Here is a 25,685-nt window from a genome sequence, read left to right as displayed (position 1 = left end):
TCTCAGATGTCGGCTTCGGGACCAGCCTCCAGTGCTCCGGTGAGGCCTCCGTGAGTCGAAGATGAGAGGTTCCTCATGAGCAGCAGTCAGCCGCGCACCTTGAACGTCAGCTTCGGGGCGGGCAGACCGGCGAGGACCGGCTCGAACGCGTCGACAACGTCCGACGGCAGCGGACGTTTGGCGGGGTCCTTGTCGAGGCACGCCGCGATCACCTCGCGGACCGGTCCGGGCACGTCGTCTGGCAGGTCGTAGGGCTCGTCGACGACCTGGGGGAAGCGCCCCGCGAGCTCTTCGGCGTCCTCAGAGCCCTTGTCGAAGGCGCGGTACCCGGCGACTGCGTGGAACAGCGTCGCACCGAGCCCCCAGACGTCACTGGGAAAGCCGGGCGGGCCGAAGGTGTCCGGGTCGGCCTGCTCCGGGGACATGTAGTAGTCGGTGCCGAGCTGCCTGCTCCGGGCAGCGTCCGCCGAGGGGCGGGCGATCGACAGGTCGATCAGCCGGGCCGGCGCCGCCATGATCACGTTGCTGGGCTTGATGTCGAGGTGGAGCAGGTCGACGCCGCGGAGGTAGTGGAGCGCCGCCGCGACCTCGATCGCCAGCGGCAGGTACTGCTGCTCCTGGAGCCGGCCGTGCCGCCGGATCAACGACGACAGCCGTGGACCCTCGATGTGCTGCAGGACCACGTGCGGCCGCTCGTTCTCGAGGTCGAAGCGCAGACCTCGTACGACGGACGGGTGGTTGACCAGGGCGAGCGCCTCGACCTCGCGACGGAGTCCGCGCAGGGTGTGGTCGTCGTGCACCTGGTCGGGCCGGACCACCTTCGCGACGACCGCCACGTAGGTGATCTCGTCGAAGGCCAGGAAGACCTCGTAGGCATACCCACCCCCGAGCCGCCGCAGGACGGTCAGCTCGGGGGTGATGCGGTCACCTTCTGCCAGGTGCCAGCTGTGGGACTCGCTCACGTCTTCAGCCTAGGCCGCTCAGCGACGCGTGTCGTTGCGCGAGCGGTCGTTGGTCCGGTTGGCCGAGTGGTCGCGGGTCTTGTCGCCGCCGTCACGGGTCCAGTCGCGGGTCTTGTCTCCGCGGCTGCGGTCACGGTCGCGGCTGACCTTGGTGTGGCGGCTGTTGGTCTTGTCGTTGCTGTTGACACCGCTGGTGTAACGCGACCTGGTGTTGGTGTTGTCGGCCTTGAAGTTCACGTTGGAACCGGCGGCCGGGTCCATCTCGTCGTCGTCGGCGACCATGACCAGGTCGGGGGTGTCGTCGTCGTTCCGCTTGATCTTGACGTCGTCCGCGGCGAACGCCGAGGAGATCGGCAGGGCCAGCAGGCCGGTGGTCACGAGACCGGCGAACGCGGCGGCGGGGAGGTTGAGGGTGGAGCGCTTCATGATGTTCCTCTCGATGCTGTCGGGGGGTTCCCTTGCTCGAGAAGAACCGTCTCGCCCAGCGGTGAGCCGAGCATGAGGGCCGGATGAGACCACTCTTAGCCGGTCCCCGGAGCCGTGGTGACGGCTCCGGGGCCGATCTCACCGTGGCAGCCGGGTCGGCCACGCGGCCTCTGTCACCTCCGCCCCGCGGACGTCCACGACCAGCCGGGCGCGCGGAGACCCCTTCGGCGCCAACCGGTACCGGCCGGCCGGAAGGTGCGGGAACACCAGGGACGGCACGCTGCCTCGCTCCACGGGGCGGTCAACGACTGCCACGTGCGGCAGGTGGGTCTCGGTGGGGCGTGGGCCGTCCTGCCAGATCTCGACCTCCTGGTCCAGCAGCTCGCGTGGCATCTGCACCACCAGAGCCCCGACGTCACCCCCGATGTCGAGCAGCACCATGCCCTGTCCGGCGTGCGGGTTCTCCACGTCGTGGGCGTGCTCGCGCGCGCTCATGACGCCTTCGTCGTTCCCGGCTTGGTCTGGTAGCCACCACCCGGCAGGCCGAGGTACGGGAACGAGTCGGTGATCGGGGCGTTGGTGTCCTTCGTGCCGTCCGTCACCGCGCTCGCCGCACCGTCCGGTTTGAAGGTCGGGTCGACGAGCGGGATCGTCAGACCCGCGATGGCGCGCAGCTCGATGGTGACGACGTCGTCCCCGAGGCGTCGGCCGTTGGGGAAGCCCGCCGCGTCACCCGCGACCAGCCCCAGCGGGTTCTCCTTCTTCGCCGGCGGGACGGCGACGTTCAGCCGGAGCATGTCGGCCGGCGTCGCGCCGTTGAAGTTCTGGAACCCCGGCACCACGCCCGCCGGGATCCCGGTGAGGAGGATCGCGTGGAGGTCGGCCCGCGGCTTGTCATAGGCGGCCAGGTTCGGGAAGACACCCGGGTAGAGCACGGGCAGCAACGTCTGCAGCTCGGGTCTGAGGACGTACTTCTCGTACTTCTTGTCGAAGCGCGGCTCCCGGTAGTTCCACACGTCCTTCTCCGCCATCGGTACGACGACCTCGTTGAACAGCGGGTTGCCCAGTCGCGATACCTGCACCCACGGGCCGATGCCCTCGAAGCGGCCGGTGTCGGGGTCGAACATCCGGTTCTTGCGGCGGTTCGCCGTCGCCCACACCCCGATCACCGAACGCGGGTCGTCGACCGACGACGGCTTGCTCCCATCCCGCGTGAGGTCGCGGATCGGCACCTGCAGCACGATCGAGTGCACGTTGTAGGACTGCACCGCGTTGACGCCGTTCATCGCCGGAAGCGAGATCAGGTGCGCCTCGTTGAAGGGACGGAGCCCGGCGAGGTCGAACACCGACCCGAGGTCCACGTGGAAGGCGTCGGCCCGTTGGCCGGCGAACACCTTCCGCCCACCTCCGAGGTCGTTGATCGCCTGGCGGGACAGTGCCGCGTAGTCGGGCGTGCTCCGCTTGCCGACGTTGACCGGCGGGCACGGAAGGTTCGAGCCCAGCACCCGGCTGGTCCCATTTTTGATCCGTGTCACCTTGTAGTATTGCGGCCGGTTCCAGGTCTCGTCGCCGATGTCGTTGATGGGACCGGTGTTGTAGAGGAACGTGGCCTTGTTTCGCACCTTGGTCTGGAACTCGAAGCGGTAGATGATGTCCGACGCTCCGGTCCCGGCGTTGTCGATGTGGATCTCGTAGCGCACGTCGTCGCCGAACTCGTAGAAGTTCGGACCGCCGTCGGGCTTCTGGAGCGGGATGAAGTTCGCGATCAAGGTGATCGTGTCGGGCCGGTCAGGGCTCCGGAAGGCGTACGTGTCGGTGTTGTCGGCCACCGGGTCCTTCGAGATCTCGGGTGCTTCGCGGTGGGAGGACATCACTGACCTCCTGCCGCGTTGAGGAGCCGGGCGACGAGGTCGCGGTCCTGGACGACGACCTCGCGCTCCCCCACGAGCAACCGGATCTCGGCGCGGCGGTGGTTGGGGACGTAGGCGAGCACCTGCTCGCGCGCGGCCCGCTCTCCTGGCCGCGCCTGTGCGACACCTGCGATCCCGAGGGTGCCTGCGGCGGCGACACCGACCCCGGTAGCCGCCAGGAACTTCCTTCTGCTCGTCTCTGTCATGTCATCCCTCCCAGTGAGCACGCGGCTCGGACGAGCCGCGTCACCTGGCCTTCGGAGCGGGATTCAGAGACGGATTGGTCGCACGTGCGCGTTTCTGGGACCAGTGGAGAGCGGCTCAGCGCCGCCAGGCGGCACGACGGGAGCCGTTCGCCTCAGGCGAGGCGGTCTGCGCCCACACCCGTCGCCAGGTGGCGACGTCGGGACCCGATGGGTCCGGGATCGAGCCGGCGGCGGAGCGCCGCCGAGCCTCCCACCAGGTGGTCGACTCCTCGTCCAGCAGGGTGGCGACCGCGTCGCGGATCTTGGGCGCGAAGGTGCGCGGCGACTCGCCGGGCTCGGGACGCAGCGGCTCGCCGAACCTGATCGTGAGCTGTCGGCGCCCCGGGCTGGGCCAGTTCTGCCCGCGTGGCATCGCCGCGAACGTGCCGCGGTGGGCGATGGGGACGACCGGCACGCCGTGCTCGCACGCGAGGTACGCCGCGCCCAGCCGGAACCGGCCGGTCCAGCCGTCCTGCGAGCGCGTGCCCTCCGGGAACACCACGAGGCTCCAGCCGTCGGCCAGCACCTCGCCGGGCGTCGCGGACATCGCGCCCCCGCGTCGGTCGATCGGGAACGTGTTGAACAGCAGTGCCGAGCCGACCGCCCGCCACCAGGTGTCGAAGAAGTAGTCGGCCGCAGCCGCCACCGCCGTACGACGCCGCCACTCGTCGGGCAGCGAGAGCAGGATCAGCGGGGTGTCGAGGTGGGAGGCGTGGTTGGCCACGAAGATCACGGGCCCCTCGGTCCGGGAGAGGATGTCGACCCCCTCGACGCGGGTGCGGACCTGGGAGCGGAACACCGGCTCGAGCCCCGCCTTCTGCGCGACCTCGCGCGCCACGCGCCCCGGGCGGCGGCGCGCCCAGTCGGTACCGAAGACGGTCTGCTCGACCGGCTCCACCCACGGCTCGGCGGACCGCGGCACCAGGGGTCGACGACCCCAGCGCCAGCCGCGGGCGACCTTGCGGACGTCCTCGACGCCGTCACGGACCACGTGCCTCCCCGTAGCCATCGTGCTCACACCTTCACGTCGGCGATCAGGTGCGGCGGGTTGTGCAAGTAGGTGATCGACGGAGAGGACCCCACGGTGTCGGAGGCCATCTCGAGCGCGTCGCCCAGCGTGGTGGCGGCGCGGAACCCGAGCCGCGAGGCGACCTTGCGGTCTGCGCCGACCCAGATCACGTCGTCGACGTGGTCCATCGCGTGCGCCGCCCAGTACCACATGTAGAACGGGTGGACCCCGTGGTAGGCGTGCGAGGTGCGGTACAGGTGGATGTACCAGGGGTCGGTCGCGAACTGCTGCTCGTACTTCTCTCCGATCACGACCGGGTCGGTCGTCTCGGCCAGGACCTCTTCGTAGAAGTCGACGTACGACGGATGGCGCAGCTGGTCGAAGCCCTCGTTGAGCGGGTGGTAGAGGATCACCGCACCGCCGCGACGCACGACGGGCTGGCCCCGGTACGAGTTGAAGTAGTAGCCGAGCCCCATGCAGGTGGCGAGGATCGGGTTCATCGTCGAGCTCACGTTGTACGGGCCGAGGTAGGGCACACCCATCACGAGCACGTCTGACTGCCCCTGCACCTCCACGAGCTGCTGCCGGTGCACGGTCGCGACGGTCCGCTCGTGCACCGCCTCGACCTCGCCGGCGTTGATGCCGGTCAGCCCGTAGGGCGCCCGGATGTCGTGGAACATCTTGTGGCGGAGGCGCCGCGGCGCCACGGACAGTCCGCGCCGAACCGCGAGCATCGACGCCTGGTCGCGCACCGACCACTCCCACTCCCGCTTCATGAGGAAGTCGTAGGGCGAGGGGAACACCCGGTTGTCGAGCGTGGTCTCGATCTGGAACACCTTCACGTGGTCCTTGATCAGCCGACCCATCCGCCAGGCCGAATGGTGCAGGTGGGACTTCGTGTGGTCCATGAAGGAGTGTGACCGCACCATCGTCTGCGCGTTGTGGTGGTGGCGAAGGCTCTTGTACGACGCCAGCCCGATCCCGACCGACTTGTGGCCGCCGTCCATGGCGACCAGGTTGACGTTGACGTACACGAGCAGGTCCGACTCCGCGGCCCGCTTGCTGATCTCGACGTCCTCGCCCTTGTCAGTGACCCCGAGATGGGCGAGGTTGTCGCGGTCCTCGGCGTCGAAGTTGTAGAGCTGGCCCTGTTGGTGGAACGAGCGGAAGACCCGCTCTCCGACGATGTGCTTGAGCTCCGCCGGAGTCATCCGCCGGTGGAGCGCGTTCGCCGCGATCAGCTCGACGTCGTCGACGCCGGCCTCCGCCGCGAGCGTCAGCACCTGCTCGATGATCCGCTGCCGGATGTCGGGCGCCCGCATCGGCGGGAGCGGGAGAGACAGGTCGTCGAACGCGATGGTCAGCCGCATGCCCGGCCGCAGCAGGGACGGGAGCGGCTCGGAGTCGACCGGGTTGAGCAGCGCCTCGCGGATCGCCTCCTCGACGTCGGGGACGGCGGGCAGCGACTCGGGCGGGTAGACCACCCGGGTGCCGAGCGGGAAGTCCTCCAGCCGGAAGCCCTGCCCCTCGTGGACCACCAGAGGCGGAGTGCGGTCGTCCACCTCGAGCACGAATCCGGGTCTGCTCATGTTGTTCCCACCTTGCCGTCTCGTCTGAGCTTGCTGGGTCTCGACGCGCTGCCGCGACCTCGTTCCTCGGTCGCGCCGCTTGCTCGACCTCCCCGGGCCCACGTCGGTCGTTCGTACCTCACGACCGACTGCCCGGTGAGAACGCAACCTTGACCGTGCCGAGGCGGCCGGCCGAGTGGGCGTGGTCGAGTGCTTCGCGCCAGCCGTGCAGCGGATAGCTCACCACCGACTTCGCCAGCTGTGCGACCGGGTCCCCGGCCACCAGGTCGGTCGCGACGGCGAACGCGGGCCGGTCGTCGGCACCGGGCTCGCGCTGCGCGGAGGCATAGGAGCCGACGATCTCGAGCTCCCGGAACCAGGCCGCGGAGAGGTCCGCCCGGGCGGGCATCCCGGAGAGCACCACCCGGCCGCCGGCGCGGGTGGAGTGCAGGGCGGTCTCCAGCGACCCGCGGCTGCCGACAGCGTCGATCGCGACGTCGACGCCGCCGAGCAGGTACGCCGGCGCGAGCTCGGGCGACAGCTGCAGGGCGCCGGTGGCCCGGCGTACTCGCCGCAGCGCCTCCTTGGGGGTCACGACCTCGGTGGCTCCGAAGTCACGCGCCAGCTCGCGCTGGTGCCCGTGCTTGGCGACGACCGTGATCTCTCCGGCCGCGGTCAGGCTGCGTAGCGCCAGCGTCACGAGCAGCCCCACCGAGCCGGCCCCGCTCACGAGCACCCGGTCGTTGGCGCCGATCCTGGCCGCCAGCGCAGTATGCACGGCGCAAGCCATCGGCTCGGTCAGCACCGCCTGCTCGTCCGAGTAGCCCTCCGGCACCGCGTGCAGCTGGCTGCGGTGGGCGACCAGGGTCTGCCCCCAGCCGCCACCGGTGTCGGCGCAGAACCCGGTCTGCAGGCCGGGCGAGAGGTGGCCGACGGTGATCCGGTCGCAGCGGTTGGTCGCTCCGGTGGCGCACCCGTCACAGGGCTCGACACCGCGGGCTGCGCAGGTCAGCACCGGGTCGACCACGACCCGGGTCCCCGCGGGCAGGTCCTCGCAGTCGTCGACCAGCTCGGCGACGACCTCGTGGCCGGGCACGAACGGCATCGACACGACCGCTGAGAAATAGAGGCTGGTCGTCCCTGACAGCGCGCCGAGGTCGGACCCGCAGATGCCCGAGAGTCGCGTGCGCAACCGTGCCCACCCCTCGCGCGCGACCTTGGGCTCGGTGATGGTGACCAGCCGCAGCGGTGCCGCGAAGCCGGACAGCATCCCCGGCAGCCGGTTGCCGGCCAGCTTCCCGGCCACGTGCCGGGGCCGGGAACGGAACATCTCGAGGGCGAGCATCATCAGCGCTCACCCGCCGGGTTGAGAACGCGCGGGGTGGCATCGGAGCTGGCCCAGTCGACGATCGGCCAGTGCTGCCGGCGGGCATGCCGGAACAGGGAGACGTCGGGGCGCACTGCGACCGGGTTGCCGACGGCCGCGAGCAGCGGCAGGTCCGAGTGGGAGTCGGCGTACCCGTAGGACGCGGCGAGGTCGATGCCGTGGTCGGCCGCCCAGGAACGCATCCAGGCTGCCCGCGACTCCCCCACCAGCGGTGAGGACGCGAGGAACCCGGTGCAGACCCCCCGGTCGTCAACGGCGAGCTCCGCGGACTCGATGTGGTCGAAAAGCGGGCGGAGCGGCCGCGTCAGCGGCTCGATCGCGCCGGTCACGAGCACGGTCGTGTGCCCGGCTGCGCGGTGCTCGCGGATCCGGCGGACGGCAGCCGGCGCCAGCCGGGCGAGCACGTGGTCGGTGAGCTCGGCGTCGGCCACGGCCTCGAGGTCGCTGAGCCGGGCGCCGGCGTACTGCCGGTAGACCGACCTGAGGAAGGCGCTGCGCTCCTTGCGCTCCGCCCGCACCAGGCCGGGCACCCGGGCGGCCATCCGCGCCAGCTCGGCCAGCCGGTCGGGCCCATCGAGCTCGGGCAGCCGCAGCCACAAGAACGTCTCGATGACGTTGGAGGACAACAGCGTGCCGTCCATGTCGAAGAACGCGCCGATCCTGCGGGCGGCGGCCGGGTCGTCGGCCGGCTTCAGCGCTCGAGGGGCGGTGCGACTCGGACGCTTGCGGGCAGCTCGCAGCTCGTCCATCCGGCGGATCGGGTCGGACACGGCCGGGCAGTGCACGTCCTGGAGGTAGTGACGCCAGTCCACGACCGAGGTATCGAACGCGAACGTCTCGCGGTCGGCCGCCGAGAGCGAGCGGTACAACGCCAGCGTCCGGTCGTCGGAGAACCGGAGCTCGGCTTGGGCGTACTCGCGGTAGAGGTCGAGGTAGCGCCGCAGGAACTCCAGCCGTCGTCCCTGCTGGTCGAGCTTGCGGGCCAGGTCTCGCACCCGCTCACTGCGCGGCGCACGCCCGATGACCTGGTCGGCGACCTTGTGCGCGCGCTCGCTGGTCGTCAGCAGTCGTTCCACGGCCTGGGCACCGGGGAACCGCCAGTCCGGCAGCCGGGCCGCGCCGCGGTCACCGGCCGCGAACGGGTGCTCGTCGAAGTACTGCCTGACGTTGTCGTAGAGGTTGCGGAACGTCAGCGGGTTGCGGGCGCCGGAGGAGACGTGGAAGTACGCCGGCGTGCCTGGTTCGGGCGGGCTCGCGAGCACCGCCACGATGGTGGCGACGACGTGGTCGACCGGGACGATGTCGACGGTCGTGTCAGCCGCCGCAGGGAACTCGGGCAGCTCGCCGCGACCGTAGGCGAGGATCAGCGGCTCGGCCATCTTGAAGCCCTCGATCCAGCCCGGGTGGGGCCGTTCGAGGGCCGACTCGATGATGCTCGGACGCACGATGCTGACGCGGTGCGGGCCGCCAGCGGCGTACTGCTCGACGACCCGCTCGCCCAACGCCTTGGTGAAGGTGTAGCAGTCGGTCCACCCGAGGCTGCGCGCCCGCTCGGTGCCGATCCGGACCAGCTCGTCCTTGACCCAGGCCTTGCGCGCCTCCTCGGTGGCCTCCGCCGCACTGAGCAGCCCAGCCCGGCCGTGCGCCCGCTCGGCGCGCTTGCGCTCCCGGGTGAGCAGCGCGGTCCCACGAGACCGGTGCTCGACCGCGTCGCGCTGCGACAGGCCCCAGCGCAGCTCGGTCTCGAGGTCGACGTCGTGCGGCACCGGAGCCTCCGGGATCGTGCCGCGACGCCGCCCGGCGACGTACGCCGTGGAGATGTGGACGTAATGGACGGCGGGTCCGGCCTCGCGGACCCGCGCCAGCAGGTCTCGCGTGCCCAGCACGTTGGTGCGGAACCCGTCGTCGACCGGCGGGTCGAAGGACACGTCGCCGGCACAGTGGACCACGGCATCGAGGTCGGCGGGCAGCGCCGGCACGTCAGCCAGGTCGCCCGGCAGGACGCTCACCCGGTCTCCCAGCAGCGCGTCGACGTCACCGGCAGCTGCGACCACGTCGGCGAAGATCGTCTTGCCGAGCAGGGTGCGCACCCGGTCCTCGGCCGACGTGGAGCCGCGGGGCCGCACCAGCAGCGTGACGTGCGTGCCCGCTACCTCCGACAGCAGCAGGTGCAGCAGCGCCTCGCCAACGAACCCGGTCACGCCGGTCAGCAGCAGCCGCTGCCCGTGCAGCCGATCGACGATCGACGTGGCCGGCGCGTCACCCGACCGTGCGCCGGTCTCCTCCGGCGCGCCTCCCGACTGGTGCTCCACGCGACCGATTCAACACTCCCTGCGACCCGGAGGTCACCCGGGGTCGGTAAACGGTCCGGTTCTGTGCGGGTCCACCGACGTGGGGTCGCGTGCGTGGGTGCGTCGGGACGGGATCGAACCGCCGACCGCTCGGGTGTAAACCGAGTGCTCTACCGCTGAGCTACCGACGCCTGGCAAGGGCGGGCACAGACTACGGGAGCCGACCGCTACGACGCTGATCGGCAGCGGTCGAGGGGAAAGAAAAAGTCGAGCCGCTGGCGTCTCGGGTCACCAGCGGCTCGACAGGAACGAGAATAGACACCCGATCCAAGGAAGTCGTCGTTTGTGGCCGAATTGTTGAAAACTTCTCATTCCCGGTCTAGACCACCTGGTTTCTGACGCTCCGCACCCGGCCACACCCCCGCTAGACCAGGGCGTGCAGCTGGCTCAGGTGCTCGTCGAGGTCGCGCCCGTCCGACCGCGGGGAGTGCACCGACCAGCGCAGCAGACCGTCGCGGTCCACGACGTACGACGAGCGGTGAGGCGCTCCCCGGTCCTCGTCGAACACCTCGTAGGTCCTGGTCACCTCGCCGTGCGGCCAGAAGTCGCTGAGCAGCGGGAAGTTGAGTCCGTCGGCGTCCGCGAAGGCTCGGAGCGTGTAGACCGGGTCGCACGAGATCGCGAGCACCTCGGTGTCGAACGTCATGAACTCCGCGAGCCGCTCTCGGATGCCCGCCATCTCCCCGGTGCACACGCCGGAGAACGCGAACGGGAAGAAGACGAGGGCGACCGCCTTCGTGCCGCGGTAGGCCGAGAGCGTGACGTCCTGGCCGAACTGGTCGCGGAGGGTGAAGTCGGGGGCGGGAGCGCCGAGGGTCAAGCCGGTCATGGTGAGCTCATCCTCCCACCCGGGTCCGATCAGCCGTCGGCGGCCTCGTCGAGCTCGGCGAGCTGGCGCTTGAGGACCTTCCCGGTGGCGTTGCGGGGCAGCTCGTCGACGAACACGATCTCGCGCGGCACCTTGTAGCGGGCCAGCTTCTCCTTGACCAGGTTCTTGAGCTCGTCCTCCCCCACGGTGCCGTCGCGGCGGACCACGAACGCCCGCAGCCGCTTGCCGAAGTCCTCGTCGTCGACCCCGATCGCCGCCACCTCGACGACGTCGTCGTGCCCCACCAGGCAGTCCTCGACCTCCTGCGGGAAGACGTTCTCACCGCCGGAGACGATCATCTCGTCGTCGCGACCCTCGACGTAGAGCCGACCGTCCTCTGCGAACCGGCCCACGTCACCGGTGGACATCAGCCCGTCGATCAGGTCCTTGCTGCCTCCGCCGGTGTAGCCCTCGAACAGCATGGAGTTGCCCACGAAGATCCGGCCGGTCTCCCCGTCGGGGAGCTCCCGGCCCTCGTCGTCGAGGACCTTCACGACCGTGGCGTGGGGAGGGCGGCCCGCCGAAGCCGGTGCCTCGCGCAGGTCCTCAGGCGTCGCGATGCTCGCGTAGGCCACCTCGGTCGACCCGTAGATGTTGTAGAGGTTGTCGCCGAAGTGGTCCATCCAGCTCACGGCGAGCGTGCCCGGCAGCGCCGAGCCGGAGGCTGCGACGACCTGCACCCGGGACAGGTCGTACGACGCCAGCGTCTCCTCCGGCAGGGCGAGCATCCGCTGCAGCATGACGGGGATGACGACCATCGAGTCGCAGCCATGGTCCTGGGTGACCCGCAGCGCTTCCTCGGGGTCGAACCGGCGGCGCAGCACGACGGTCGAGCCCAGCAGCATCGCGAGCATGAGGTGGGCAAAGCCCCACGTGTGGAACAGCGGCGCCGCGATGTGGGTGCGCCACCCGCGGCGCAACGGCATCCGTGACATCAGCGAGACCGCCGCGTCGATGCCCGCCTCGGTGCGCGGCGCTCCCTTCGGCGTACCGGTTGTGCCCGAGGTGAGGATCACGATCCGGGCGTGCCGCTGCGGCGGGCTCAGGTCGGAGTCGTCGTGCATGCCGATCAGCGCCTCGGTCGTCTGCTCGGTGGTGTCGGAGTCGGGCCAGGCGAGCAGTCGCTGCTCGACGTCCGCCTGCCCGAGCAGACCGCTGAACTCCTCGTCGTGGATCACGGCGCTCGGCGACTCGCGCTCCAGCACGGCCACGAGCTGGGGGCCGGCGAACGCGGTGTTGAGGTAGAGGATGTCCGCGCCCAGCTTGGCCACCGCGATGGTGGCGTCGACGAAGCCTCGGTGGTTACGGCACATGACCGCCACCGCGTCGCCCTCCCCCACACCGAGCTCGCGCAGCCCGCGGGCGAGCGCGTTGCTGCGACGGTGGATGTCGCCGAACGTGAGCTCGCCCAGCTCGTCGACCAGTCCGACCCGGTCGGGGTCGGTGACCGCGAGCGTGGCGAAACCACCGGCAGGACCCGTCCCCCAGTCCCTGAGCACCCGCGCCAGCCCCACGACCTTGCGCGGCGAGAGCGGCCGGACGACACCGGACCCACCGAGCACCCGCACCGTCGTGACAGTGTTCGAGAGGCCGTTCGCGAGTCTCTGCATGATGTCCACTCGAACGTACGAGGTGGCGGCAGGGTTACGCAGGAGTCTTCGGCGTCACGAGGCGCGTGGCGGTCCAGTCCTTGCTGACCGACACGGTGGTGGTCTGCGCGAGGCCCGCGATCGGGGCAGCCTCGGCGATGTCGGCCGCGTCGACCGCGCCCGGCCGGCCGACCTTGGGCGTGAGGAGCCAGATCGCTCCCCCACCGACCAGGTCGGTGAGCGAGTCGACCAGGCCGTCGACGAGGTCGCCGTCGTCCTCGCGCCACCACAGGACCACGGCGTCGACCACGTTTCCGTAGTCACCGTCGACCATGTCGGCGTCGATCGCGTCCTCGATCGCGATCCGGAGGGAGTCGTCGGTGTCGGTGTCCCAGCCGAGCTCCTGCACGACCATCCCGGTCGTGAAGCCCAGCCGGGTCGCGGGACTCGCGGCGACCGCCGTGCCGTCGCGCCCCTCCGGCTGCGCGGCATCGCTGCCCGCCGTCGAACTCACTTCTCCTCCATCGTCTCGCGGTTGTCGTGCATCAGCACGCTGAGGTGTGGAGTAGTCCAGCGGAGTTGGCGGGGGTTGGCAACCCGAACCCCCGTTTCCCACAGCCCTGGTGGCTACCGCTGGGTAAATTTCGCCCGCTTCACGTGCGTGCGACGATGGGAGGGTGAGCGACGACACCACCGCGAAGCAGCAGACGGGGACGGTGCCCTCGGTGATCCACGAAGGCCTTCCGACCCAATTGCCCGACATCGACCCCGAGGAGACCAGCGACTGGCTGGAGTCCTTCGACAGTATGCTCGAGGAGCGCGGCCGAGACCGCGCTCGCTACGTCATGCTGCGACTGCTCGAGCAGGCCCGAGCCAAGCAGGTGGGCGTGCCGGCGCTGCGCAGCACCGACTACATCAACACCATCCCGCCCGAGCGTGAGCCTTGGTTCCCCGGGGACGAGGACATCGAGCGCCGGATCCGCGCGTTCATCCGGTGGAACGCCGCCGTGATGGTCTCCAGCGCGAACCGCAAGGGCCTCGAGGTCGGCGGCCACATCGCGACGTACCAGTCCGCGGCGAGCCTCTACGAGGTCGGCTTCAACCACTTCTTCCGCGGCAAGGACCACCCCGGCGGTGGCGACCAGATCTACATCCAGGGTCACGGCTCCCCGGGCATCTACGCCCGCGCGTTCCTCGAGGGCAGGCTCACCGAGGACCAGCTGTACCGGTTCCGCCAGGAGGTGCAGCACGGACCCGGCAACGGCCTGCCGTCCTACCCCCACCCGCGGCTGATGCCCGACTTCTGGGAGTTCCCGACGGTCTCGATGGGTCTCACGGCCCTGAACTCGATCTACCAGGCGCGCTTCAACCGCTACCTCCACAACCGCGGCATCAAGGACACGGCCCAGCAGAAGGTGTGGGCCTTCCTGGGCGACGGCGAGATGGGCGAACCGGAGTCGCTCGGCGCGATCGGGCTGGCGGCGCGCGAGGAGCTCGACAACCTGGTCTTCGTCGTGAACTGCAACCTGCAGCAGCTCGACGGGCCGGTGCGCGGCAACGGCAAGATCATCCAGGAGCTGGAGTCCTTCTTCCGAGGCGCCGGCTGGAACGTCATCAAGGTCGTGTGGGGACGTGAGTGGGACCCGCTGCTGGCCAAGGACGTCGACGGCGTGCTCGTCAACCGGATGAACACCACGCCGGACGGGCAGTTCCAGACCTACTCCACCGAGGACGGCGGCTACATCCGGGAGCACTTCTTCGGCATCGACCCCCGGCTGCGGGCCATGGTCGAGCACATGAGCGACAGCCAGATCGAGAAGCTCCCGCGCGGCGGTCACGACTACCGGAAGGTGTACGCCGCTTTCGACGCGGCCACCAAGCACGTCGGCCAGCCGACGGTGATCCTGGCGAAGACCATCAAGGGCTGGACGATCGACGCCCTCGAGGGCCGCAACGCCACGCACCAGATGAAGAAGCTCAACATCGACGACCTCAAGAAGTTCCGCGACCGGCTCTACCTGCCGCTCAGCGACAAGGAGCTCGAGGAGACCTACGAGCGCAACGGCACCGCGCCGTTCTTCCACCCCGGCCAGGACTCGCCCGAGATTCAGTACATGCTCGAGCGCCGATCCACGCTCGGGGGCTCGCTGCCACGCCGGATCGACCGGTCCAGCCCGCTCAAGCTGCCCGGCGACGCCGTGTACGCCGAGCTGAAGCAGGGCTCCGGCAAGAACAAGGTCGCGACGACCATGGCCCTGGTCCGGCTCCTGAAGGACTGGATGAAGGACCCCGAGATCGGCGACCGGATCGTGCCGATCGCGCCCGACGAGTACCGCACCTTCGGCATGGACTCGATGTTCCCCAGCGCGAAGGTCTACAACCCCGGCGGGCAGCAGTACGAGTCGGTCGACCGCAAGTTGTTGCTCTCCTACAAGGAGTCCACGCAGGGCCAGATGCTGCACGAGGGCATCTCCGAGGCCGGTTCGGTCTCGTCGGCCATCGCGGCCGGCTCGTCGTACTCCACCCACGGCGAGCCGATGATCCCGTTCTACATCTTCTACTCGATGTTCGGGTTCCAGCGGACCGGCGACTCGATCTGGGCGATGGCCGACCAGCTCGCTCGCGGGTTCCTGATCGGCGCCACCGCCGGCCGCACCACGCTGACCGGTGAGGGCCTCCAGCACGCCGACGGGCACTCGCCGCTGCTGGCGGCGACCAACCCTGCGGTCGTGCACTACGACCCGGCGTTCGCGTACGAGGTCAGCCACATCATGCAGTCCGGCCTCGAGCGGATGTACGGGCCTGACGCGGAGAACGTGATCTTCTACCTCACGGTGTACAACGAGCCCGTGTCGCAGCCGGCAGAGCCGGAGAACGTGGACGTCGACGGGATCCTGAAGGGCCTTCATCGCGTCTCGGTCGGCGAGGGCGACGGCCCGCGGGTGCAGCTGCTCGCGTCGGGTGTCGGCTACCCCTGGGCCGAGCGCGCTGCACAGCTGCTGCGCGACGACTGGGGCGTCGTTGCCGACACCTGGTCGGTGACCTCGTGGAACGAGCTCGCGCGCGACGCCGTCGCGTGCGAGAAGTGGAACCTGCTCCACCCCGACCAGGAGCCGCGCACGCCGTACGTCACCGAGAAGCTGCGGGGTGCCTCCGGCCCGGTCGTGGCGGTCTCCGACTACATGACGGCGGTGCCGATGCAGATCGCCCGGTGGGTGCCCGCGGACTACCGGGTGCTCGGTGCCGACGGCTTCGGCTTCGCCGACACCCGGCCGGCCGCCCGCCGGTTCTTCAACGTGGACGCCGAGTCGGTGGTGGTGCAAACGCTGCAGGCGCTCGCCGACGCCGGTCAGGTGCCGCGCGAGCAGATCGCCCACGCGTTCCACGCCTACGCCATCGACGACCCGACTGCGGTCTCCGATGTGAAGCAGGAGGGTGGCGACGCCTGATCAGGCCGGCCTGATCCGGGTGACGCTCGCTCGGTCCTGCTCGAGCGGCCGTCCCGCTCGCAGCAGCGCCCGGAACCGGGCGCGCGAGTAGGTCGCGGGTGCGGTCGAGCGGATGAACTCGTGGACGAGCTTCACAAACCGCTGCGGGTGGTCGCGGTGCGGGAAGTGCCCGGCGTTCGGGATCACCTCGACGCGGGCGTCGGGGGCGAGCTCGGCAGCCAGGGAGGCATGGTCGACCGAGATGACCTGATCGTCCTGTCCCCAGATGACGGCCATGGGCATCGCCTGCGTGAGATAGGCGCGATCGGCCATCGTGATGATCTGTCCGCGCCAGTCGACGGCGGCCCGCACCACGTGCCGGATCGCGCGCCGGGTGGCCGGGTCCTTGAACGACTCGTAGATCGCTGCCACCTCGTCGAGGTCCCTGGTGTGGCGCCACGGCAGTCGCGCCAGGCCGTGCAGACCCGCCTTCCCGAGGTGTCGTACGCCGGGGAGGGTGAGCGCGCCCATCACCTGGTGGAATCCGGGGGTGGTGATCGCGCGGATGAACGGCGACACCTGCGGCCCCAGGCCACCGGACGCAACCAGGATCAGCCGCTCGGTGCGTTCGGGGAACTGGTAGGCGAACTGCATCGCGACCCCGCCGCCGAAGCTGTGGCCGACCACCGTGACGCGGTCGATCCCGAGACACGTGAGCAGGTCTCTCATCCCGTTGGCGTAGCCGCCGACGCTGTAGTCGGCCCGCGGCTTGTCCGAGAGCCCGTGGCCGAGCAGGTCCGGGGCGATGACGGTGTAACGGCGCGCCAGGGAGGCGATGACGGGGTCCCAGGTGGTGTGGTCGCAGCCCAGACCGTGGAGCAGCAGCACGACCGGGCCCTGGCCGGTCTTCACGAACGCACGCCGATGACCGTGAATGGTCAGGTACTGCACGTCCTCTCGCGACTTCGACACTGCCGCGCCACCCTCTCGGTCGGTTCTGCCGGATTCAACCAGATCAGGTACCCGTTCAGAAGCCGGAAACCCCCTGTTCCGCAAGAGTTTCCAGGAGCAGGGCGTGATACCGCCCCCTCCCCTGCCCTTCGACTAGCCTCGGGGGCGTGGCCACCCCCTCCAGCCCGTCGGAGACCGATCGCGAGCGCGCGGCCGCCGCACTGGTGCGTTCCACCGGTGCGCTCAGCACCACGGCCACGTCGCGGATGGAGACCGACCTCGCGTGGTTCCGGCACCTCAGCGCCGACGACCGGTCGTGGGTCGGCCTGATCGTCCAGGCCGGCGTCAAGGGGTTCGTGGACTGGTACTCACACGGCAGCGAGCCGGAACCAGCAGGTAGCGCGCTGGCCGCCGCCGTGTTCGGAGCAGCACCACGCGCCCTGACCGGGGTGATCAGCCTGCAGCAGACCGTGGAGCTGGTGAAGCTCTCGCTGCGGGTCGTCGAGACCAGCATCGACGACATCATCGACCCGGCGGACAGCGCCGACGTGCACGCAGCCGTGCTCCGGTACGCCCGGGAGGTGGCGTTCGCGACCGCCGAGGTCTATGCCCGCGCCGCCGAGATGCGCGGCGCCTGGGACGCCCGGCTCGAGGCGCTCGTCGTCGACTCCGTGCTGCGCGGCGAGGCCGACGAAGAGGTGATGTCGCGAGCCAGCGCACTCGGGTGGTCCGCCCTGGGCGACGTGGCGGTGGTGCTGGGCCGGGTCCCCGCGCAGCGGACCGAGACCGACGTGTTCGCCGAGGCGCGCCGCCTCGCGCGGGCATCGGGGATGGACGCGTTGTGCGCCGCGCAGGGCGAACGGCTCGTGGTGCTGCTCGGTGACGTCAAGGAGGCGGGCGACGCTGCTCTCTCGGTCGCCGAGCTCTTCGGCGACGGGCCGATCGTGGTGGGCCCGGTGGCCGACGGCCTCGACCACGCGCACCTGTCGGCCCGGGCGGCCCTCGCGGCGTACCGGGCGGCGGCCGGATGGCCGGACGCGCCCCGCCCGGTCCGCAGCTCCGAGCTGCTGCCCGAGCGGGTGCTGGCCGGTGACGGCCATGCCCGACGGCACGTGGTGGAGGAGATCTACCTCCCGTTGGTGCAGGCGCGCGGCACGCTGATCGAGACCCTCACCGCGTACGTCGACTCCGGCGGCTCGATCGAGGCGACCGGCCGGACCCTGTTCGTGCACCCGAACACGGTCCGCTACCGACTGAAGCAGGTCGCGCAGCTGACCGGGTTCTCCCCCTCGGATCCGCGCGACGCGTTCGTGCTACAGATCGCCCTGGTGCTCGGGCGCCAGTCCGGCCGCGCCGATTCTTTGTAGGAACCCTACAAAGAACGGGGCCCGGGTTTCGTGAGTGGCGGAGGCGCCGGGCGATGCCTCGGACCGGCAGAGTGTGCGGTGTGCTCGTCATCGTCGCGCCCGGGCAGGGCGCCCAGACCCCCGGCTTCCTGACCCCCTGGCTCGAGGACACCACGTTCGCGTCCCGCCTGGAGTGGCTCTCCACCGTGGCCGGGCTCGACCTCCGCCACTACGGCACCGAGGCGGACGCCGACGCGATCCGAGACACCCAGGTCGCACAGCCGTTGCTGGTGGCCACCGGACTGGTCGCCGCCCTGGAGCTCTTCCCCCACCCGGCCGACGCGTTCTCCAAGATCGGCGCCGTCGCCGGCCACAGCGTGGGTGAGCTCACCGCGGCCGCTGGCGCTCGCGTCATCACCGCCGAGCAGGCCATGGTGCTGGTCCGCGAGCGCGGCAAGGCGATGGCCGAGGCCGCCGCCGTGACGCCGACCGGCATGACGGCGATCCTCGGCGGGGACCGCGACGAGGTGCTCGCGGTCCTCGAGAAGCACGGCCTCACGCCGGCCAACGACAACGGTCCGGGTCAGGTGGTCGCGGCCGGCACCCTCGAGCAGCTCGAGGCGCTGGCGAACGACCCGCCGGCCAAGGCGCGGCTGATGCCGCTGAGCGTCGCCGGTGCGTTCCACACCGAGCACATGGCTCCCGCCGTCGGCCATCTCGCCAAGCTGGCCCGGTCGGTCTCCGTCCACGACGCGCGAATCCCCGTGATCTCCAACAAGGACGGCACCATCCTCCACGAGGGGCGTGAGGTGTTGGCGCGGCTCGTCGGGCAGATCGCGAGCCCCGTCCGCTGGGACCTCTGCCTCGACGCAATGTCCGACTTCGGCGTCACCGGCATCCTCGAGATGCCCCCTGCCGGCACCCTGACCGGCATCGCCAAGCGCGCCCTCAAGGGCGTCGAGACGTTCGCGCTCAAGTCGCCGGACCAGCTCGACGAGGCTCGGGCGTTCGTGCAGAAGCACGGCGAGGCCTCGCCGATCGACACGACCCCGACCTGGCGGATGATCGTCTCGCCCGCGAAGGGAACCTTCCACGTGGCCGAGAACGTCGCCGACGCCGACTCCCTCGAGCCTGGCGCGCCGATCGGCGAGGTCGCCACGCTGCGTGACCGCACCAGGGTCGTGTCCGTCCACGGCGGTCAGGTCGTCGAGTGGCTCGTCGAGGACGGCGACATCGTGTCCCCGGGCCAGCCCTTGCTCCGCCTGCACCCGGAAGGAGTCGCGTGATGGCGACTGTCGAGTCTGCGTCCGGAGCGCCGTACGCACGCATCCTCGGGATCGGCGCCTACCGCCCCTCGCGGGTGATCCCCAACTCCGAGGTCGTCGAGGCGATCGACTCCAGCGACGAGTGGATCCAGCAACGCTCGGGCATCAAGCAGCGCCGCTGGGCGACCCCCGACGAGACCGTCCAGATGATGTCGGTCTCCGCAGCGCGCGAGGCGATCGAGCGAGCCGGCATCGCACCCGCCCAGATCGACTGCGTCGTGGTCGCGACGGTCACCCACCTGCTGCAGACCCCCGCGATCGCGACCGCCATCGCCCACGAGCTCGGCACCGAGAACGCCGCCGCGTTCGACATCTCAGCGGCCTGCGCCGGGTTCTGCCACGGCGTGTCCCTCGGCGCCGACATGGTCCGTGGCGGCAGCGCCGGCCACGTGCTGGTCATCGGCGTCGAGCGCCTGAGCGACCTCACCGACCTCTACGACCGGGGCACGGCGTTCATCTTCGCCGACGGCGCCGGTGCGGCCGTCGTCGGACCGAGCGATACGCCGGCGATCGGTCCGGTCGTGTGGGGGTCCGACGGCGAGCAGTTCGAGCTGATCCGGCAGAAGGAGGACTGGCGCGACGTGGTCGGCACACCGGCCGTCCCCGGGAGCGGCGTCATGCCCCACCTGGTGATGGAGGGCAACCCGGTCTTCCGCTGGGCCAGCTTCGCGATGGCGAAGATCGGCCAGCAGGCGCTCGACCGGGCCGGCGTCACCGCCGAGGACCTCGACGTCTTCGTCCCCCATCAGGCCAACATGCGCATCATCGACGCGATGGCGCGGTCGATGAAGCTGCCCGAGCGGGTCAAGATCGCTCGCGACATCGCCGAGCAGGGCAACACCTCGGCGGCGTCGATCCCGCTCGCGCTCCACCGGATGATCGAGGAGGGCGACGCCAGGAGCGGTGACACCGCGCTCCTGATCGCCTTCGGCGCCGGCCTGGCGTACGCCGCCCAGGTCGTCACCGTCCCCTAGCAGCACCACCCCTCAGCACACCCACGAGCAGCACCCCACAAGAGAGGAACGCAATGCCCACCACCGAAGAGATCCGCGCGGACCTGGCCGAGATCGTCAACGAGGTCGCCGGGATCGACGCCGACGACGTCCAGATGGACAAGTCGTTCGTGGACGACCTCGACGTCGACTCGCTGTCCATGGTCGAGGTCGTCGTGGCCGCCGAGGAGAAGTTCGGCGTGTCGATCCCCGACGACGAGGTCAAGAACCTCAAGACCGTCGGAGACGCGGTCGCGTTCATCGAGCGCGCCCAGGGCTGAGCCCCACCCCACCACCCACTCCCGTTTCGAAGGATCGAGTCTGCACATGAGCCGCACCCGAGTCATGGTCACCGGCATGGGCACCACCAGCCCACTCGGTGGAGATGTCGCGAGCACGTGGGACGGCATGCTCGCCGGTCGTTCCGGTGTCCGTACCCTCACCGACGAGTGGGCGGAGGGCATGCCGGTCAAGATCGCCGGACGCGCCGCCGTCGAGCCGACCGAGATCCTCGAGCGGGTGAAGGCACGGCGCCTCGACCGGTCCTCCCAGTTCGCGATGGTGGCCGCCATGGAGGCCTGGCGTGACGCCGGCCTCGAGGGTGCGGACGTGGACGAGGACCGGCTCGGGGTCGCCATGGCCTCCGGCATCGGCGGCGTGAACACGCTGCTCGACAACTACGACGCCCTCCGGGACAAGGGTCCCCGCCGGGTCTCGCCGCTCGCGGTGCCGATGCTGATGCCCAACGCACCGGCAGCCCAGATCAGCCTGCTCGTCGGCGCCCGGGCCGCGGTCAACACTCCCGTCTCCGCCTGCGCGTCCGGCAACGAGGCGATCGCCCTGGCGGTGGACCAGATCCGGCTCGGTCGGGCCGACATGGTTCTGGCCGGCGGCACCGAGGCGGCGATCCACGCGCTGCCGATGGCGGCCTTCGCCAACATGATGGCGTTGTCGAAGAACCCCGGCGACCCGACCACCGTGTCGCGGCCGTGGGACACCGCGCGCGACGGGTTCGTGCTCGGTGAGGGTGCCGGGGTCCTGGTGCTCGAGTCGGAGGAGCACGCCCGCGCCCGCGGCGCGAAGCTGTACGCCGAGGTCCTCGGGGCCGGCATCACCGCCGACTCCCACGACATCGCGCAGCCCGACCCGGCCGGACGCGGCGGCTCCCGCGCCATCCTCCGCGCGATCGAGGAGGCTGAGATCGACCCGTCCTCGATCGTCCACGTCAACGCCCATGCGACGTCCACCCCGCAGGGGGACATCGCGGAGGGGCTGATGCTCCACGCGACGTTGGGGTCGCACGTCAACGAGGTCGTGGTCACCAGCACCAAGTCCATGACCGGGCACCTGCTCGGTGGCGCCGGGGCGCTCGAGGCGATCGCCACGGTCCTCGCGATCCACCACCGGGTCTCGCCACCGACGATCAACCTCGACGACCAGGACCCGCAGGTCGAGCTCGACATCGCCACCAAGGCGCGCGACCTGCCGCAGGGTGACATCGCCGCACTCAACAACTCCTTCGGGTTCGGCGGCGCGAACGTCGCGGTCGCCTTCGGGAGCGTCGCGTGACCACCGCCCCGGCCGCCAAGCGGACGAAGCTTCCCCGCGAGGAGGACCCGCGCAACCCGGTCCACCGGCTGCGGGCGCTCCTCGACGAGGGGACGATGGAGCTGATCACGCCCGACGACGACTCGGGCATGTTGGCGGCCATCGGCAGCGTCGCGGGCACCCAGGTCGTGGCGTTCTGCTCCGACGCGACCGTCATGGGCGGCGCGATGGGCGACGTCGGCTGCCGGGTCGTGGTGGATGCGTACCACCGTGCGATGACCGAGGGCGTGCCGATCATCGGCCTCTGGCACTCCGGCGGGGCGCGGCTGGCCGAGGGCGTCCTCTCGCTGCACGCGGTCGGCCGGATCTTCCAGGCGATGACTCAGGCCTCCGGCAAGATCCCGCAGATCTCGGTCGTGCTCGGTCCCGCGGCCGGCGGGGCGGCGTACGGCCCGGCGCTCACGGACGTCGTGATCCTCGGACCCGAGGGTCGGATCTTCGTCACCGGCCCCGACGTCGTGCGGTCGGTGACCGGCGAGGACGTCGACATGCTGCGGCTCGGCGGACCGGAGCCCCACGGCCGGCGCTCCGGCGTGGTGCACATCCTCACCGAGTCGGAGGCGGAGGCGCTGCAGCGTGCTCGGACCGTCGCCTCGCTGCTCGGTTCGCAGGGAAGCCTGGACGTCGCCGGTGTGGTCGATCGCGACCTGTCCGAGCTGCTGCCGGAGTCCAAGAAGCGTGCCTACGACGTGCACCCGCTCGTGGAGTCGATGCTCGACGAGGGCACCATGCAGGAGCTGCACGCCCGCTGGGCCCCGAACATCGTCACCGCACTCGGCCGCTTCGGCGGCCGGACCGTCGGCGTCGTCGCCAACAACCCGCTCCGCCTCGGTGGCTGCCTCGACTCGCTCTCCGCGGAGAAGGCGTCCCGCTTCGTCCGACTCTGCGACGCCCTCGGCGTGCCCCTGATCGTCGTCGTCGACGTGCCCGGCTACCTCCCCGGGGTCGGCCAGGAGTGGGACGGCGTCGTCCGGCGCGGCGCGAAGCTGCTGCACGCCTTTGGGGAGTGCGTGGTGCCGCGAGTCACGCTGGTCACCCGCAAGACGTACGGCGGCGCCTACATCGCGATGAACGCCCGGTCGCTCGGCGCGACCCGGGTGCTCGCCTGGCCCGGGGCAGAGGTCGCCGTGATGGGTGCGGTCGCGGCGATCCGGATCCTGCACCGCCGCAAGCTGTCGGAGGTGGCCCCGGACATCCGTCCGCAGGTCGAGGCCGAGCTCGCCGCCGAGCACGAGCGGATCGCCGGCGGCGTCGACAAGGCGGTCGAGATCGGCGTGGTCGACGAGGTCGTCGACCCTGCCCGCACCCGGTCGGCGATCGCCCACGCGATCGACGACGCGGTGCAGACCGTCGGCGTCCGACGTGGCGCCCACGGCAACATCCCGCTCTGAGCGCAGTGGCCGAGGCCGAGTGACCGGACCGTAACGCAGGTCACACCTGGCCGTTGGACCAAGCGGGAGGTCTGACGTGACGGGTACGAAGCACCTGGTCGCCCTCATCCTGGCGTGCGGACTGGTCCTGACCCTGGCGCCGCCGCCCACCTTCGCCGGCAGCGCCGAGTACGGCCGGACCTGGCGCAAGGACGGCGTGCTGCGCGGCGGCTGCCACGCGTACCGGTTCCACTACCGGGTGCGGCCGGGGCAGGTGCAACCCGGCAACGACTGGTCGGCGGAGTTCTTCCTGGTCGATCGCCGCGGGCGGGGAGTGGCGAGCGATGTCAAGGACTCCGAGATCGATCCCAAGCGCGGCACGGGGAGCTTCGGCGTCTGCCGCGGCTCGACCGTGCCCGGGCGGTTCAAGATCCGCGGCAAGCTGTCGGTCTACGACGGCTGGGCACTGGTCGACCAGGTATGGATCAAGCCGGGGCGGTTCCGGTTGCGCCGCCCCTAGGTCGACCACCCACGCTGGAGGGGCGGCGCGCTCCGGCTGTCAGACGACCTGGTGCAGCCAGCGGACGGGGGCTCCTTCGCCAGCGTGCCGGAACGTCTCCAGCTCGTCGTCCCAGGGCTTGCCGAGCAGCTTGTCGATCTCGGTGACCAGGGTCGTGTCGCCCAGCGCGGCCTTCACGACCGCGGCCTTGAGCCGGTCCTCGGGGATCATGATGTCTCCGTGCAGGCCGGTCACGGCGTGGAAGACGCCGAGCTCGGGGGTGTAGGAGTAGCGGCCACCCTCGGTGCCGCTCGTGGGCTCCTCGGTGACCTCGAACCGCAGGTGGTTCCATCCTCGGAGGGCGGACGCGATGCCGGCTCCCGAGCCGGGCGAGCCGGCCCACGAGAGCTCCGCCCGGTAGCTGCCGGGCTGGGCGGGTTGCGGCGTCCACTCGAGACTCACGGCAACGCCGAGGACGCCGCCCACGGCCCACTCGATGTGCGGGCACAGTGCAGACGGCGCGGAGTGGACGTAGAGGACGCCCCGCGTGGTGCTGGTGGTACGTGCGTTCACCGTGACTCTCCTTTGCTCCCGGCGCGAGCTACGCCTTCCCCAGCGGGCTCTGTCGGGTCGTGGAGGATCACGTTCTGAACGTGTGAACCACACCTGTGTAGTTGTGGGTCCTAGTGTGGCCCATGTGACGCGTGTTTACCAGCGAATCGGTCAGTCCGCGTCGCAGGGCTCCGTCTCGGCGGAACGCTCCAGCGCGGCGGCCCGGTCGGCCGCATCGGTGAGGTCGGCTCCGTCGATCGCCTGGGTGCGGTGGAACCAGGCGAGCGCCTCGGTTCGCCGGCCGGCCTCCTCCAGAGCATCGGCGTAGGCGTAGCGGAGGCGGACCACCCATGCCTCGCGACTCTTGGAGTTCAGCGGCGCGTGCTCGAGGGTCCGGATCGCCTCGTCGACCTGGCCGAGGTCCCGGCGGGCACCGGCCTCGACGATCGTCATCTCGGCCTTGGCGTCGGGCTTGAACGAAGCCACGCCCGGGCTGCGGGCGAGCTTCAGTGCCTGCTCCGGCTGTCCGAGCGCCCGGTGGCAGTCCGCCATGATGGGCAGGTACGCCGTGGCGCCGTTCATCCGCTTCGCGGCCCGCAGCTCGCTCAGCGCCTCCGCGTAGTGGCCGGCGGCATAGGCCGCCTCGCCGGTGGCCTCACGGACCACCGCCAGTCGCGAGGCGCGCGCCCGTGCCGCCAGCGTGTGCTGGTAGGCCGTCTCGGGGTCCTCGTCGATCAGCAGTCCAGCGGCCGCCAGGTGGCGGGCCACGCGGGCCGCGAGCTTCTCGGGTAGCCCCTTCAGCTGGCCGGCCACGGCGCGATCGAGCTCTTGGCCGGTGATGTCGTCCGGCAGGGGCGGCCCGTCATAGCGGGCCTGCTGCTCACTGCGAGGGCCTTGCTTGTCTGCCGGTCGCGACCAGTCGCTCGCACGCGAAGGCCGTTTTCCGCCCCGGTCCTGCCGGGCGCGGTCGCCTCGCTGGGACTTCTCCGCGCCGCGCGACGTGCCGGCGCCGGGCTTCGCGCCCCGCGGCTTCGCCTTTCCGCCCTGCGGGCGCCCGTCGGAACGACGGTTCGGACGCGGACGACGCTCCTCGGCCACTGATCTGCTCCTCGTCACATGCGTGAAGGCCACCCGGACGGATGGCCTTCACGTGAATGTATGTCCGGCGGCGTCCTACTCTCCCACAGCCTCTCGGGTGCAGTACCATCGGCGCTGAACGGCTTAACTTCCGGGTTCGGGATGGGTCCGGGTGTTTCCCGTTCGCTATGGCCGCCGTAACTTTGTCAACCAACTGTTGTG

The 25,685-nt window shown here is 70.6% G+C and carries 23 protein-coding genes, 1 tRNA gene and 1 rRNA gene; 8 read left to right on the top strand and 17 right to left on the bottom strand.

Annotated features, from left to right (window positions below; genetic code table 11):
• Positions 1-86: 86 nt before the first annotated feature.
• From VFZ39_RS07550 to VFZ39_RS07490, 13 genes are all read right to left on the bottom strand, one after another.
• On the bottom strand, positions 87-962 hold the full coding sequence (locus tag VFZ39_RS07550; RefSeq protein WP_330865121.1) for a serine/threonine-protein kinase: 876 nt from the start codon (positions 960-962) through the stop codon (positions 87-89).
• Between the two features lie 18 nt (positions 963-980).
• The gene (locus tag VFZ39_RS07545; protein WP_330865120.1) at positions 981-1,388 is read right to left on the bottom strand and encodes a hypothetical protein; all 408 of its coding nucleotides are present in this window, start codon (positions 1,386-1,388) and stop codon (positions 981-983) included.
• 138 nt (positions 1,389-1,526) lie between these two features.
• Complete coding sequence (locus VFZ39_RS07540) at positions 1,527-1,883, bottom strand: hypothetical protein (RefSeq protein WP_330865119.1); 357 nt, start codon at positions 1,881-1,883, stop codon at positions 1,527-1,529.
• A complete protein-coding gene (locus VFZ39_RS07535; protein WP_330865118.1) occupies positions 1,880-3,259 on the bottom strand; it encodes a DUF4331 domain-containing protein in 1,380 nt (459 codons plus the stop codon). The genes VFZ39_RS07540 and VFZ39_RS07535 overlap by 4 nt, the downstream gene beginning before the upstream one ends.
• A complete protein-coding gene (locus VFZ39_RS07530; protein ID WP_330865117.1) occupies positions 3,259-3,504 on the bottom strand; it encodes a twin-arginine translocation signal domain-containing protein in 246 nt (81 codons plus the stop codon). Before VFZ39_RS07530 ends, VFZ39_RS07535 begins: the two co-directional genes overlap by 1 nt.
• A 115-nt stretch (positions 3,505-3,619) precedes the next feature.
• Positions 3,620-4,552: a lysophospholipid acyltransferase family protein gene (locus tag VFZ39_RS07525; protein WP_330865116.1), complete on the bottom strand. Its 933-nt coding sequence runs from the start codon at positions 4,550-4,552 to the stop codon at positions 3,620-3,622.
• A gap of 5 nt (positions 4,553-4,557) precedes the next feature.
• The gene (locus tag VFZ39_RS07520; protein ID WP_330865115.1) at positions 4,558-6,141 is read right to left on the bottom strand and encodes a lactate racemase domain-containing protein; all 1,584 of its coding nucleotides are present in this window, start codon (positions 6,139-6,141) and stop codon (positions 4,558-4,560) included.
• 118 nt (positions 6,142-6,259) lie between these two features.
• Positions 6,260-7,468 carry a zinc-dependent alcohol dehydrogenase gene (locus VFZ39_RS07515; RefSeq protein WP_330865114.1) on the bottom strand — a complete coding sequence of 403 codons (1,209 nt, stop codon included), beginning with the start codon at positions 7,466-7,468 and terminating at the stop codon, positions 6,260-6,262.
• Complete coding sequence (locus VFZ39_RS07510; protein ID WP_330865113.1) at positions 7,468-9,819, bottom strand: HAD-IB family hydrolase; 2,352 nt, start codon at positions 9,817-9,819, stop codon at positions 7,468-7,470. Before VFZ39_RS07510 ends, VFZ39_RS07515 begins: the two co-directional genes overlap by 1 nt.
• Before the next feature lie 98 nt (positions 9,820-9,917).
• Positions 9,918-9,989, bottom strand: a tRNA-Val gene (locus tag VFZ39_RS07505).
• A gap of 233 nt (positions 9,990-10,222) precedes the next feature.
• Entirely contained in the window at positions 10,223-10,687 is a 465-nt protein-coding gene (locus VFZ39_RS07500; RefSeq protein WP_330865112.1) for a peroxiredoxin, read from the bottom strand.
• 29 nt (positions 10,688-10,716) lie between these two features.
• The gene (locus VFZ39_RS07495; protein ID WP_330865111.1) at positions 10,717-12,336 is read right to left on the bottom strand and encodes an AMP-binding protein; all 1,620 of its coding nucleotides are present in this window, start codon (positions 12,334-12,336) and stop codon (positions 10,717-10,719) included.
• A gap of 34 nt (positions 12,337-12,370) precedes the next feature.
• Positions 12,371-12,829: a DUF3052 domain-containing protein gene (locus VFZ39_RS07490; protein ID WP_414690271.1), complete on the bottom strand. Its 459-nt coding sequence runs from the start codon at positions 12,827-12,829 to the stop codon at positions 12,371-12,373.
• A 163-nt stretch (positions 12,830-12,992) separates the two neighbouring features.
• Here VFZ39_RS07490 and aceE point away from each other — a divergent pair, with 163 nt between their 5' ends.
• Positions 12,993-15,764, top strand: coding sequence for a pyruvate dehydrogenase (acetyl-transferring), homodimeric type (aceE, locus tag VFZ39_RS07485; protein ID WP_330865110.1), 2,772 nt, complete (start codon positions 12,993-12,995; stop codon positions 15,762-15,764).
• Here aceE and VFZ39_RS07480 read toward each other — a convergent pair whose 3' ends face one another.
• Positions 15,765-16,715, bottom strand: coding sequence for an alpha/beta fold hydrolase (locus VFZ39_RS07480; RefSeq protein WP_330865109.1), 951 nt, complete (start codon positions 16,713-16,715; stop codon positions 15,765-15,767).
• Positions 16,716-16,861: 146 nt separating this feature from the next.
• Here VFZ39_RS07480 and VFZ39_RS07475 point away from each other — a divergent pair, with 146 nt between their 5' ends.
• The 7 genes from VFZ39_RS07475 (at position 16,862) to VFZ39_RS07445 (ending at position 23,855) form a co-directional block, all read left to right on the top strand.
• Positions 16,862-18,061, top strand: a complete 1,200-nt coding sequence (locus VFZ39_RS07475; RefSeq protein WP_330865108.1) for a PucR family transcriptional regulator — start codon at positions 16,862-16,864, stop codon at positions 18,059-18,061.
• An 80-nt stretch (positions 18,062-18,141) separates the two neighbouring features.
• Positions 18,142-19,326 (top strand): acyltransferase domain-containing protein, encoded by a 1,185-nt coding sequence (locus VFZ39_RS07470; protein WP_330865107.1) that lies wholly within the window; start codon positions 18,142-18,144, stop codon positions 19,324-19,326.
• On the top strand, positions 19,326-20,339 hold the full coding sequence (locus VFZ39_RS07465; protein WP_330865106.1) for a beta-ketoacyl-ACP synthase III: 1,014 nt from the start codon (positions 19,326-19,328) through the stop codon (positions 20,337-20,339). Before VFZ39_RS07470 ends, VFZ39_RS07465 begins: the two co-directional genes overlap by 1 nt.
• A 53-nt stretch (positions 20,340-20,392) precedes the next feature.
• Complete coding sequence (locus tag VFZ39_RS07460; RefSeq protein ID WP_330865105.1) at positions 20,393-20,638, top strand: acyl carrier protein; 246 nt, start codon at positions 20,393-20,395, stop codon at positions 20,636-20,638.
• A gap of 46 nt (positions 20,639-20,684) precedes the next feature.
• Positions 20,685-21,926, top strand: coding sequence for a beta-ketoacyl-[acyl-carrier-protein] synthase family protein (locus tag VFZ39_RS07455; RefSeq protein ID WP_330865104.1), 1,242 nt, complete (start codon positions 20,685-20,687; stop codon positions 21,924-21,926).
• Positions 21,923-23,356, top strand: coding sequence for an acyl-CoA carboxylase subunit beta (locus VFZ39_RS07450; protein WP_330865103.1), 1,434 nt, complete (start codon positions 21,923-21,925; stop codon positions 23,354-23,356). Before VFZ39_RS07455 ends, VFZ39_RS07450 begins: the two co-directional genes overlap by 4 nt.
• Before the next feature lie 76 nt (positions 23,357-23,432).
• Positions 23,433-23,855, top strand: coding sequence for a hypothetical protein (locus tag VFZ39_RS07445; RefSeq protein ID WP_330865102.1), 423 nt, complete (start codon positions 23,433-23,435; stop codon positions 23,853-23,855).
• 39 nt (positions 23,856-23,894) lie between these two features.
• Here the strand turns inward: VFZ39_RS07445 and VFZ39_RS07440 are convergent, their stop codons facing one another.
• The 3 genes from VFZ39_RS07440 to rrf form a co-directional block, all read right to left on the bottom strand.
• Entirely contained in the window at positions 23,895-24,407 is a 513-nt protein-coding gene (locus tag VFZ39_RS07440; RefSeq protein ID WP_330865101.1) for a DUF3145 domain-containing protein, read from the bottom strand.
• A gap of 150 nt (positions 24,408-24,557) precedes the next feature.
• On the bottom strand, positions 24,558-25,199 hold the full coding sequence (locus VFZ39_RS07435; RefSeq protein WP_330865100.1) for a hypothetical protein: 642 nt from the start codon (positions 25,197-25,199) through the stop codon (positions 24,558-24,560).
• 347 nt (positions 25,200-25,546) lie between these two features.
• Positions 25,547-25,663, bottom strand: a 5S ribosomal RNA gene (gene rrf / locus VFZ39_RS07430).
• Positions 25,664-25,685: the final 22 nt, after the last annotated feature.

Origin of the sequence: Nocardioides sp., from assembly GCF_036374615.1 — a bacterium.
GTDB lineage: Bacteria > Actinomycetota > Actinomycetes > Propionibacteriales > Nocardioidaceae > Nocardioides.
This window is presented reverse-complemented; position numbering and strand designations above follow the sequence as displayed.